General features: G+C 60.1%; 7 protein-coding genes. 6 read left to right on the top strand and 1 reads right to left on the bottom strand.

What is annotated here, in order from left to right; genetic code table 11:
* Positions 1 to 7 precede the first annotated feature (7 nt).
* Complete coding sequence (locus OCX61_RS10880; RefSeq protein ID WP_261944297.1) at positions 8 to 2851, bottom strand: HD domain-containing phosphohydrolase; 2844 nt, start codon at positions 2849 to 2851, stop codon at positions 8 to 10.
* A 497-nt stretch (positions 2852 to 3348) separates the two neighbouring features.
* Between OCX61_RS10880 and icmH the strand changes: the two genes are divergently transcribed.
* The 6 genes from icmH to nhaA all read left to right on the top strand — a co-directional run bounded on the left by icmH (position 3349) and on the right by nhaA (position 12740).
* Positions 3349 to 4227: a type IVB secretion system protein IcmH/DotU gene (gene icmH, locus OCX61_RS10875; protein ID WP_261943779.1), complete on the top strand. Its 879-nt coding sequence runs from the start codon at positions 3349 to 3351 to the stop codon at positions 4225 to 4227.
* 30 nt (positions 4228 to 4257) lie between these two features.
* Positions 4258 to 6438 (top strand): type VI secretion system Vgr family protein, encoded by a 2181-nt coding sequence (locus tag OCX61_RS10870; protein WP_261943778.1) that lies wholly within the window; start codon positions 4258 to 4260, stop codon positions 6436 to 6438.
* Between the two features lie 2 nt (positions 6439 to 6440).
* Entirely contained in the window at positions 6441 to 7319 is an 879-nt protein-coding gene (locus OCX61_RS10865; RefSeq protein ID WP_261943777.1) for a DUF4123 domain-containing protein, read from the top strand.
* Between the two features lie 8 nt (positions 7320 to 7327).
* Positions 7328 to 10000, top strand: a complete 2673-nt coding sequence (locus OCX61_RS10860) for a T6SS effector BTH_I2691 family protein (RefSeq protein ID WP_261943776.1) — start codon at positions 7328 to 7330, stop codon at positions 9998 to 10000.
* Positions 10000 to 11127: a DUF6708 domain-containing protein gene (locus OCX61_RS10855; protein WP_261943775.1), complete on the top strand. Its 1128-nt coding sequence runs from the start codon at positions 10000 to 10002 to the stop codon at positions 11125 to 11127. Before OCX61_RS10860 ends, OCX61_RS10855 begins: the two co-directional genes overlap by 1 nt.
* Before the next feature lie 254 nt (positions 11128 to 11381).
* Positions 11382 to 12740 (top strand): Na+/H+ antiporter NhaA, encoded by a 1359-nt coding sequence (gene nhaA, locus OCX61_RS10850; protein WP_261943774.1) that lies wholly within the window; start codon positions 11382 to 11384, stop codon positions 12738 to 12740.
* Positions 12741 to 12816 lie beyond the last annotated feature (76 nt).

Here is a 12816-nt window from a genome sequence, read left to right as displayed (position 1 = left end):
CGGCGCACTAGAACTGCCCCAGCCAGTACGCCACATCCACCTCATCGATCTGCTCGCGGCGCAGGAATCGCCCGGCGTACTCCAGGTACACCCCGCTGCTGAGGAACAGCCGCAGCAGCTGCCCGTCGATGTGCTGGTCGCGGGCCATGAACACCAGGATCTTCACCGACTCGGACAAGCTTTTCGCCGGCTTGTACGGCCGGTCGGCGGCCGTCAGCGCCTCGAAGATATCGGCAATCGCCATCACCCGCTCGGCAACGCTCAGCTGGTCCTTGCCCAACCGGCGTGGGTAGCCGCCGCCGTCCATCTTCTCGTGGTGGTTGCCGGCGATGTCCGGCACACGCCGCAGCTGGCGCGGGAACGGCAGCGCCGTCAGCATGATGATGGTCTGCACGATATGCTCGTTGATCTTGAAGCGTTCTTCATCGTTCAGCGTGCCCCGGCGGATCGCCAGGTTGTACAGCTCACCCTGGTTGCTGGCATTGGCCGGCAGGCGCATGTCGAAGCCCCACACATTACGCGGGTCGCCCTTGACCACCGGCGGCTTGCGCGTCCCCCAGGGCTGCAGGTGTTCGGGGCGATCGGCCAGCAGCGCCTCTTCGACCGGCAAGGGTGCAGGCGCCGCGCCGGCAAAACGCTGCTCTTCATCGCGGGAAAGGCCCAGGCGGTTATCGAAATGCCGCAGCCAACGGCGCTGGCCGATGCGCTGCAGGCGCTCGACATCCTCATCCTGCATGAACTCGCCACCGATATTGGCCCTGGCGACGAACGCGAACTCTTCCTGCAGCTCGGCGCGGCACTGCTCCAGCGTGCGTTGCAGCAGCGGCTTGGCCTCGCCGGCGGCAAGGCCTTGCCAGTAGGCAAGCTCGGCATCACGCCAGAGCACCTCGAAGCGCATGCGGATTTCGTGAATGCGGTTGTACAAGGTCTCCAGCTTGGTCGCCTTGTCGACCACGTACTCGGGGCTGGTGACCTTGCCGCAATCGTGCAGCCAGGCGGCAATGCGGAACTCGTAGCGCTCGGCCTCGGTCATGCTGAAATCGGCAAACGGGCCGCTGTCGGCCTGCATGGCCTTGTCCAGCAGCATCTGCGCCAAATGCGGCACGCGCTCGCAGTGGCCGCCGGTATAGGGGCTCTTGGCATCGATGGCGTCAGCGAGCAGCTTGATCATCGCGTCCAGCAGGCGTTGCTGGGCTTCGACCAGCTGGCGCGTCTCGATGGCCACGGCCGCGGCACCGGACAGCTCCTCGACGAAACGGCGGAACGGCTCGCCCACTTCAGCAGCCTCGCCCTGCATCTGCAGGACAAGGATGCCGAGCAGCTCATGCCCCCGGTCGTTGAGCACCAGCACAAGACTACGCCCGCCCAGCGCCAGGGCCTGCGTGACCGCCCCCGCCAGGTCGGCTTGATCGGCCTCGCCGAACGCCAGCTCGTCGGGGTAGCCGGTACCCCCGCAGGACGCGGACAGCCGCAGGCGAGCATGCGGGTCATCGAACAGGTACACCGCCCCGGCGCTGGCCCCGGCGGCCTCCACCAGATGCGTCAGCACGCCATCGAGCATGCGCTCCAGCTGGGTTTCGCGGCTGAGTGTCAGGGTGATTGCCTGGAAACTGCGGATGGTGCCGGACATGCGCCTGAGTACCCGGCTCAGCGCTCGCACTTCGGAAACCCGCGAGTCCACGCCCACTTCGCGGCTGAAATCGAAGTCGGCCAGGCCACGCACCTGCTCGGCCAACTGGTGCAGCGGGCGGCCGATGCGTTGCCCGAGCAGGCCGCCCAGCAACAGGAGCACGGCCATCAGCGCGGCCGTCCACACCAGTTGCTCGAACAGCACCTTGCGCGCCCCCGCCAGCAGTTCATGCGCTGGCACCGCGATCAGTACCTGCAGGTCCTGCCCGGCCAGGTTGGTCAGCGGCACGCGCATGCCGTACCAGCTCGCGCCGTCGACCTGATAGACCTGTGGTCGCGTGCCTTGCGGCTGTCGGCTGTAGATCTGTTGCAGGCTGGGAATTCCCAGCTCGCCGAGACGCGACAGGCGCACGGTGTCGCCCTCGTGAACGATGACCCGCTGCAGGTCCGGGTACGCGACCACGTTGCCCTGGTCGTCGACCACGGCAATCTCGGTACCGGGCGTCATGCGCAAGTCGCGGGATTCGCTGGCCAGGTCGTTGACCGAGACATCCATGCCGAGCACCGCCGCGCCGTCGACGCTGCGTTGGGCCATGGTCATGCCGATTTCGCGGGTGGTGAAGAAGACGTAGGGATGGGTGAGCACGGTGCCGGGTTGTGCCGATGCATCGACGAACCAGGGGCGCGAGCGCGGGTCGTAGTGATAGTCCGGCATGGCCTGGGCCTTGAGCAGGGTCAGCGCGGGGTCATAGAAGCGCCACTCGCCGCGCATCGCACCACCCTCACCCAGGCTGACACTCTGCACCAGGAAGCGGCTGCCCACTGGCGCGGCAAAGCGCTCCAGCAACTGCGGGTCGCGTAAGCGGCGCACCAGCAGGAACTCGCCGTTGGGGTACCCGACATAGGCGGCGCTGAGCATCTTGTTGGCATTCAGGCTCTCGACCAGCTGCGGCAAGCGCTCCAGGCGCTGGGCCAGGCTGCTGGCGGCCGGGTTGAAGGCCAGCAGGCGAATGCTGCTCTGCGCCGGATCGACCAGGCGCCGGGCACGTTCGTCGATGGTCTTGGCGACCTGCTGGGCAGCATCGCCGGCCGCAGCCACCAGGGCCTGGCTGATACCGCGGTAGCCCTGCCAGGCCAGGCCGGCGCCGAGCAGCAGCATGCCGAGCATGATGGCCAAGGCCACCAGCAGTTGCAGGGGAATACCCCGCCCGGCGTTGCTCATGGCTGGCTGCTCCACGCGCCAGCGCAATGCCACAACCCCAGGCTCTCCCTCTGGCGGCCCGCCGAACCGGCAGCAAAACCTTTCGACACGCAGACCATCCCAAGCGCTCCATGTGTGGCGACTTTCAACAGTGTAATCAGCAAAACCGATCATGCAGCGTGAGCACCGAACACCACATGGGAGATGGCACATCGTGCCACCCACCCGTGAAATGTTCAGGCTATCTCGCAGCTTTGCTGTTTGAGGGTAGACAGCAACCCGACAATGAATTGAATTTGTCTAGCAGCTCCCTGCCAAATAAACACTAACAGCACATTTTTAACATTGCGTTTCAATTTATCACGCAAATACCAACTTTAGCGAAAATTCCTACAACATTTTCAGACGACAAAAGTTTCACAGCGAAATGATTCCACGCTAGGGTGAAAACTTTCTCCCCCCTTACGCCATGCCATACCAGCAATGCTAAACAGCAGACAAGTAGGCGAGGACATTTCATGCAAACCGAATCAAAACATCACAACAATTCACATGAACCACACAATAAAGCCCGGGAAATAATCAATCAAAAAAAAGCAACCCCAGTGAATGATCGTAAAACTTGCGATCATTCAAATTCAGAACTGGACAGGCCAACTTTCTCCACCACGGCCGAAACGGAATATCCCGCAGACCCCGACTTCCAGTTGCGCGGTGGCTTCGACAACTTGATGCTGGACGCCGCCGCACCGCTGTTCGGCCTGGTCATGCGTCTACGCACGCTGGATGAACTTCCGAATATCAAGGATGTGCATGCGAAAGTGCGCAACCAGATCGAGAAAATTCGCCAGGAAATGCGCCAGAACAACTATGAGCCGGCGCAATTGCAGGCCTACTCCTATGCCCTGTGTCTGTTCATCGACGAAGCCGTGATGGAACGCCCGTGGGGCAAGAACAGTTGCTGGAGCCAGGAATCGCTGCTGAGCATCTTCCATGACGAGACCCAGGGCGGTGAAAAGGTCTTCACCGTGCTCTCGCGGCTCATGCAGGAGCCCAAGCGCTACCAGGACGCCCTGGAGTTCATGTATTTCGCGCTGTGCCTTGGCCTGAAGGGCAAGTACGCCGTTGCCCCGAAAGGCGAAGAAACACTGAACGCCCTGATCCACCAGCTGCACGGGATTATCCGCGAACTGCGCGGCCCCGTCCCGACAGAAATCTGCGACCCCTACACCAACGTGGCGCCCCGCGACTTCCGCTTGAAACGGCAGTGGCCCTGGTGGAGCCCGCTGGTGCTGTCTGCCGTTGCCATGGCCATTGCCTACGGGATCTACAGCTACCGACTTCACCTCATTACCACCGAGGTGCTGGAGTCGTTGGACCGCATTTTACAGCAGTAGCCGAACGCCACGCATTTCAGGGAGATCCACATGTCCAGCCAAACCGACCTGCGCTTCAGCTTTCAGCCGCTGCTGACCCAAATGGAATTCGAGGTTGTGTCGTTCACGCTCGACGAGGCGATCAGCACGCCGTTCCAGCTGCATCTGGAACTGATCAGCTTCGAAGATGATGCCGACTTTGCCCAGTTGCTCGACAAACCTGCACTGTTCACCCTCTGGCGTGGTGAACGCCCGCTGCGCTACGTGCACGGCCTGATCAGCAGCTTCAGCCAGGGTGAAACCGGCTTCTGTCGTACCCGTTACCACGCCCTGGTCGAGCCACAACTGGCACGCGCCAGTCTGCGCTCGAACTGGCGCATCTTCCAGCAGAAAACCGCCGCGCAGATCATCGAGCTGATGCTCCAGCGCCAGGGCATCCTGCACTTCGAGCTGCATGCCAGCTGCAATCATCAGGTGCGCGAATTCTGCGTGCAGGCCGGCGAGACCGACCTCGACTTCATCGCCCGGCTGGCGGCTGAAGAAGGCTTCGTCTACCGCTTCGAGCACAGCGCCAAACAGCACAAGCTGATCATCAGCGATCGCGTGCAGGCCTTGGGGCTGATCAGCCATGGCGTCATCAAGGCCGAGGATGACGATGACGGCCTGTTCGATGATCAGCAGCAGATGGGCCCCTATCATGTGCTGTACCGCGCCAACAGCGGCGGTGTGCAGGCGCTACCCTGCCTGCGTCGGTTGCGCTATAGCGAACAGGTACGTACCGCCAGGCAAGTGCAGCGCGACTACACCTTCACCAACCCGGCCTATAACCAGCAGCACCGCGCAGAGGCCAGCGGCGTAATTCACCAATCGACGGATTACGAGCGTTTCGACTACCCCGGCCGCTACAAGCGCGATGCGGTAGGCAAACCCTTTACCCAGACCCGTCTCGACGCCCGGCGTCACGATGCCTGCATCGCTGAAGTGGAAGGCGACGATGTGCGCCTGCAACCGGGGCTGAGCTTCACCCTCACCGAACATCCGCGTGAAGACCTGAACGTGCATTGGCGGGTGATCCATGTCGTCCATGAGGGCAGCCAGTTCACCAGCTTGCAGGAAGAAGCCGCCGGTGCCGAACGCGGCACGCACTACCAGCAGAACGCAACGCTGGTGCCTGGCCGAACCGAGTGGCGCCCTGCCCCGCTGGACAAGCCCCGTGTCGATGGCCCGCACATGGCCACCGTGGTCGGGCCACCCGGTGAGGAGATCTACTGCGACCCGTGGGGCCGGGTCAAGGTCAGCTTTCCCTGGGACCGCGAGAGCCAGAACAACGAGTTCAGCTCCTGCTGGGTGCGCGTTTCACAAGGCTGGGCCGGCGGCAGCTGGGGTTCGATGGCCATCCCGCGGGTCGGCCAGGACGTGATCATCCACTACGTCAACGGCGACCCCGATCAGCCGATGATCACCGGGCGTACGTACTGCGGTAACCAACTGCCTCCGTACGACCTGCCGGAACACAAGACGCGCATGACCATCAAGAGCCAGACCCACAAGGGTGATGGCTACAACGAACTGCGTTTCGAGGATGAACTGGGCAAGCAGGAAGTGTTCATCCATGCCGAGCGGGACCAGAACAATGTGGTCAAGCACAACGAAACCACTCAGGTGGGTAATGATCGAACCGAGCGCATCGAACGGGACGAAACGATCTCGGTCGGGCAAGACCGCCGCGAGGACGTGGGCCGAAATGAGTCCGTCAGTATCGGGCAAAACCGCACTCAGGAAATTGCCAACGACGACAACCTGACCATCGGCTGCACCCATACCATTCTCATTGGCAAGGACCGTATTGAAACAGTCGACAATCATCGGCAGGACATCACCAAGGCCAACCACTCCGTGGAAATTGGCGGCCACCTTGAACAGCGTGTTGCCGGTCACAGCACCCTCCAGACCGGAGAAGCGATTCGGCATGTCACCAGAAACTATGACATTCAGGTCAGTGAAAGCCTGACCATAAAAAGCCCGGCAGGCCTTATTCGGGTCGATGGTGCCGGCATTACGCTGGACGGCTTGGCGCTCACCTTCAGAGGCCCCGTCAGCCAGCAATCGAAGGGCAACCAATACTCGACGTCAACTTTTGGTGTACCTGAACCCGGTGAACCGATCTGCCTGAGCTGCCTGCTCAAGGCGATTACTGATGGCCACAACATGATTCGCATGGAGGGCCCTTGATCATGACCAGCCCTTTCGTCGATGCCTACACCAAGATACTTCGAGAATCCGATCATTACCGGCTGAGCGCCATTGTTGAAATGGCCTGCCTCTCATCTGCGCAACGTCAAAAGCTCACTGGCTTCTACAAGGGGCGGTGCTGGCCACTACTTTACCAAGCGCAGTTCCACAATCTGCAGGCGGTAGGCCCATGGCTGTTCGGTGCACGACCCGGTTCGGCAGTCGCCGGTCAATACGACTTTCAATGGCAACTTGAGCAAGGTACAAACGGGGCAATAAGTGGCTGGATCATCAGTGCATTGCCACCGGAAAAGTTGGCTCATCATCTTGGTCAGGCCAACGTGGTTTTCGGCGCCGATGGGCACACTTACATGCTGCGGTATCACACGGCTGCCGCACTTCAAGTGTTATCAATGCGCCGCGAGCTGCCTGGTATAAGCGAATGGCTTGCCCCCATCCATCATTGGTGGGCAGCCATGGCACACCCGCAATTGAAACTATGGCAGCCGATCACAGGCGCTAATAACCCCCAGATCATTCACGTTCCTCCCATCACGCTCGACGAGGCTTGCTGGACGGCACTGGCTGGCGACCCTTTGAGCCACCAATTGGCTGAAGCGCTGAAAAACGAACAGTCCTGCCCTGCGCTAGCCACGCATTGTCATGGCACGCGGCTTGGCTTGATACAGCACTACCTGAACCAGGCCCGTGAAAATGGCCTGAGCCACCCGTCAGACCTGACCACCTATGTACTGATGACGGCTCGCTACGGTGAACAACTGGACAAAACGCCCGCATGGCAAGACGCGCTGGCAGCCACGCGCGGGCAGCCGTCAACGCTTACCGAAAATGTGCAGGTCTACCTGCGGTCCCTGTTCTGAGGCACGCCATGAATGATCTAAACAAAACCCTGGAATTGTGCAAGCGCATCAACAACGCCTACAAACCTGCCCTGTTCAACAGCCCGGTCGCCAACTGTACGCGCCGCTTCGAAATCCTTCCGCTACGCTATGCCACTGTCGGTGGCAACCCGGCGCAACGCGCTCGCTTGCCCAAGTTACCTGTCCATCTCACGCCTTTTGCAGAAGTAGGCGAGCTCGAGCAGTCCAGCTACGCGATCCGCCCTCTTCGCGAAGGTTTTTTCTATCTGCTGATAAAGCGCTGCGGTGCTCAGGAGTATGAATGGCATAGCCAGTACCGTGTGGCAGCCAATGGTTCACTGCAATACATCGATGCCGACGCGCCGCTGGCACCGGTGCCTAGTGCAGCCAGCCTGGATGAAGTACTCCGTGGCTTCGGCTGGACTATCACGCTGTACGACTTGGACGACATTGAAGAACTGCGGCCACTTTTCAGCCCGTCCCCGCTAACACCGCGACTGCTCGACAATTACCGGTTGCTCGAACATGAGTACCGCGACAGCTTGCCGAAGATCACCGTCGAAGCGTTGATACAACCTGCCGACGCCCCGTCCCTGGCACACGTGCTCAAACACGATCAACTCAGCTGGGTGGCCGACTTCAAGGCACAAGAAGATGATGCGCTAAAAGCGCTGCTGGACCAGCAGCCGTTTAACACCGGCCAGATCGTGTCGCCCCACGCATCGAGGCAAGCGTTGGCACCCGCCGTAAATCAGATCAAGCCACGGGGCGCGGCAATTGTGCTCGAGGATGCCATCGGCATCACCCAGGAACTCAACGCGTGGCGCAATGCAGCCATCGACGACGTGAAAACCAAATGGTTGCAACACGTAGTCGAGCCCGGAGTGGATAACGAACGCAAGCTGCTGGTGGCGCAATCCTTTCTGGAGATTGAAAAACTTTATCCGCAGATGGTTGCGGATCAAATCGTCAAACGCGAAGTCATGGCCGAAACCATCCGCACGCAGCCTACCACGCCTGTGGAGTTCTATGCATTTTCCGAGCGAGCAAGGAAAGCTGCCGACGAGCACGACGCCCGCATGAAACCACACCTGCAGAAATTTGAGCGTGAAGTACGTGACAAGGTACAGAAACGCCTGGATGCCGGAGAGTTCAAGGCGAAGTTTGACGAAAAATATGGCCAGTTGCTGGACCTGCCCGCCATGCATAACCAGTTGGAGAGTTTCGAGGAAATAATGCAGCAGGCCGAGCAGGCGGCCGAAGAGCGCGCGCATGATCATCTGCTCTGGCTGACCAGCGAACCGTTGTTGCAGGCGCTGGACCGTTACGACAATGCCGACCTGATCAATGGCTTGGCCTTCGCCGAACAGACAGGGCTGTGCGTGATTGGCATGGAGCTCAGCGAACTGGGCACCAAGTTGCTGGATTATTGGTGGGGCAATGACCTGGAAGAGCGCTCGAACCTAGTGATTCGAGGTGTTGCTTACAATCAGGAGGACGTCCGCGACGAACTCACCGCTCTGCGTGAAGCCGCCAAGGCTATCCCTCCCTCTGAAACTGCACTCGAGTTGCGAGAATCGATTGCCAGGCAAGCACACACGGCTGCCAATGCCTTTGGACGGATCAATACGCTCCACGAGCAGTTACAGACTCAAGGCAGCACGGCAAGTATTGGCTTGTACGCCTGGTATGCCGCGCTGGGTCGACAAGTGCTGCGAACTGCGGCACCCAACAGTGCAGACCGCGCTCTGCACCACGGCCTTCGCCTGACCCTGCTGGCCTCGGTTCACGAGACAGCAGTCAAGGTGCGGGTGGATGAAGCTGCGCGACTAGGCCAGGACATCAACCCGCAGCGCAGTGGCGCCCAAGTTGCCCGGTACCTCGACCAGGCTTGGGCCGAGGGGCTGATGCAGGCCAACTCCAGCGATTTCTACAAGGTCCGGGCTTCGGCGGTGATTCTCTTGCTCGAGGGGATGCTGATGGCCTTGAAAGCCCAGCAATTACCGGACAGTGATACGCGCAAGAAAACCGAACTGTTGGCAATGGCGATGACTACGGCTGCTGCGGGCTTTGAGATGGGCGCCAGCTATGTGGATCAGGTGGTCGCGCGGTACGGGGCTAACAGCGTGACAGGGAAAGGGGCGTCAGTGACATTGGGCCGTTTGAAACTGTGGGGGGCTGGGTTAGCTGGGGTGGGGGGGCTGGTCTTGGCTTGGTGGGATTTTTCGGATGCAAGTGATCATGACAAAGAGAGCTCTGGAGCAGTTACATCAACGGCAGCAAGAAGATCACGAGTTATAAGCACGGCTTACCGTGCTCGAGCAGCGGCGACCGTTACCTTGTCATTTGCCGAATTGGGCACTGCCATTGCAATTGCCAAGCCCTTCTTTGATTATTTGGCAAATAAAAGCCAAGGAACGCTTGCAAAACTTCTAGGCAAACCCATGTCCATATTAGCAAGTAAGCTTGGATCAAAAGCAGCACGACTCCTGCTTTCCCGTTTGATACTGGGGGCTTTCTGGATAGGGGTTGGCCTTACCTTGGTCTTACTATTGATAGAAGACGACGCTTTGGAAAAGTGGTGCAAGCACAGTGTATTTCGAAAAAACAAACGAGCTATTCCGCACGAAGAAAAATCTGAGCTACCTGCTCTCTACTCAGCATTCAAAGAGATAATCTAATGTATCTAATAGAGTGGGGACTCTGGAAAATAGCTACAGAAACCCAGAAAGAACGAGCCGCACCTAATTCCGAAAAATCATCAAAAAGGAAATGCGTAACCGATGACATCTACGAAAGCGACCTCGACTCAGAAGTACACTTTAACAGTGTTAGCGAAGTACCAACCGCACGAGGACCAATATTTGAGTTCAATGATACACACCTTGAAATGCGGTGTGGCGGCTCAGAGGAAAAGCGGGGCATACTAACATTAATGACACTAGGCGGCGTATGCCCAGCTATATATTCATTCACCCAAGGTGCGGTAGGCTTCGTGTATCAAGACATTACCACCCCTCATTTGAGCGATGCAATTTCTATCTCCCTCACTCTCTTCACGCTCGCAATGACCGCTGCCATATACTACTTCTACTTCAAATACGGCTTCCAAATCACCAGACTTGAAGCTCTTACCAGTCGCCACTTACTTATCCGCTTCAACAGAAAAACCCGCCAAGTTCATCTACATCGCCCCAAAAACTGCGGTGGCATCGTTACCTTCCCCTGGCACGCCACGGGTAGTACAGCAGTCCTTCCTGAAGATGATTGGCTGAGTGCAGGCATGAGATTGGCATTGGTTTGGCACCCTAGCCGGACCGGGCTACCTCATATGGAAACAGCATTCATCGGCAAACAAGGCCAAGGTGGCAGCGAACTGCGTGACGAATGGGAGTTCATCCGCCGTTACATGGAAGAAGGCCCAGCCACATTGCCCCGCCCCAAGCTAAGCACCCAACTGCCCTCCCCAATCCAGGCATTCAGTGCGCAATTCGAAGGCCTCGGCCGTTTTATTCGCAACAGCAGCTGGTTGCTGAAACTCGCCCTGCTCTTCGTATGGCCTGCCTTCGTCATCATCGGCACTGCACACTGGGTCAGCCTGATGCTGTGCTGGCGACCGCGCTGGCCAAAAATCATCCGAGAGGCTGGCATGCCCGGCAAACCTGTACCGCCTTTGACCACTTTGGCCGACTACCCGCCAGAGATACAGGAACGCTTACTCGCCAATGCCGATCTCTGGCAGCTAAAGCCGGGCAAACGACCTGAGAAAAAGCCTCGCGCCGTGAAAGCGCCCAAGGCAACTGGCTGACGCGCCTCGAACTCGCTTCCATTTACCCAGAGCGGGATGGCACGGGCTCTGCCCGTGTTTGCGGGCAAGCCCGCTCCACAGATAAAGGAGCATGCATTGGGGTGCGTGGCAGTCCAGCAAAATCTCAACAAGGCAATAAACATTGGCCTCCCCGCCTCCACCCGCTAAACTCCCCCCGGGTGCTAGCTGCAAGGTGCAGTGATGCAGGTTAAAGAACAGTGCAGGTCGGGCCGCCTGCAGGAGTTCTTGCGCCTATGCAAAAAACCCATTTGACCCGCGCCCAGCGCCTGGCCCAACGCGCCTTCGCCAATTTCGAGCGTTTCCTGCATATCGAAGCGGTCAGCGGCATCGTCCTGCTGATCACGGCTGTCGCTGCCCTGATCTGGGCCAACTCTCCGGCCGCCGCCAGCTACGATGCCCTGTGGCACACTCCGATCAGCTTCGGCATCGGCTCGTTCAGCTTCTCGCAATCCCTGCACTTCTGGATCAACGATGGCCTGATGACCATCTTCTTCCTGGTGGTCGGCATGGAAATCCGTCGCGAAATTCACGAAGGCGCCCTGGCCAGCCTGCGTCAGGCCACCTTGCCCATGGCCGCCGCGGTGGGTGGCGTAGCGGTACCTGCGCTGATCTACCTGGCTTTCGGCCATGCGCCAGCCGAGCAGCAAGGCTGGGCCGTGCCGACCGCCACCGACATCGCCTTCGCGGTGGGCGTGCTGGCCCTGCTGGGCAAGTCGATCCCGTCCAACATCCGCGTGTTCCTGCTGGCCCTGGCGATCATCGATGACATCATCGCCGTGCTGATCATCGCCGTCTTCTACTCCGGTGGCCTCGACTACAGCGGCTTCGGCGTAGCCGCCATCGGCCTGCTGCTGGTGATCGGGCTGCAGAAGATCGGCGTCGGCTCGGCCTGGGCCTATGTCATCCCTGGCACCATTACTTGGGTCGGCATGCTGATGACCGGCGCCCACCCGACCCTGGCCGGCGTGATCCTCGGCCTGATGACCCCGGTTGCCGCCATGCCGATGGGCGAGCGCCCGCTGGATGCGGTGTCGCGCTTCACCAACGACCTGCTCGGCCGCGCCAAGGCCCCCGAGCAGGACACTGGCGACCTCAGCGCCCCACTCAAGCGCCTGCGCCTGGCCCAGCGTGAACTGGTGGCCCCGGTGACCCGTGTAGGCGGCGCCCTGCACCCGTGGGTGGCGTACGCGATCATGCCGCTGTTCGCCCTGGCCAACGCCGGTGTCGGCCTGTCGGGCATCGACCTGTCGGCCGAGGGGCCGCACTGGGTGATGACCGCCGTGGCCGTGGCCCTGGTGGCCGGCAAGCCGCTGGGCATCATCGGCGTCAGCTGGCTGATGGTGCGCCTGGGCTGGTGCAGCCTGCCGGCCCAGGTCAACTGGCGCGGCATCACCCTGATCGGCCTGCTGGCCGGCATCGGTTTCACCATGTCGATCTTCATTGCCAACCTGGCCTACAGCGACCCGGCCTCGCTGGGCGCAGCCAAACTCGGCGTGCTGTCTGGCTCGGTGATCGCTGCCGTGCTGGGCCTCGCCTGGGGCGTCACAGGCCTGCGCAAAGGCGCCAGCAAGGCGCCCGTGCAAGTGGGTTGAAGCCATCCGGGGCCTGCGGGCCCCTACATTTTTCTGTATACAAAAATTTCAAACTTTGCTTACATGCATGCCTGTG

The sequence above is a fragment of the Pseudomonas sp. LRP2-20 genome (assembly GCF_024349685.1).
GTDB lineage: Bacteria > Pseudomonadota > Gammaproteobacteria > Pseudomonadales > Pseudomonadaceae > Aquipseudomonas.
Note: the sequence above shows the minus strand (reverse complement) of the source record. Positions and strands in the feature narration are given on the sequence as shown.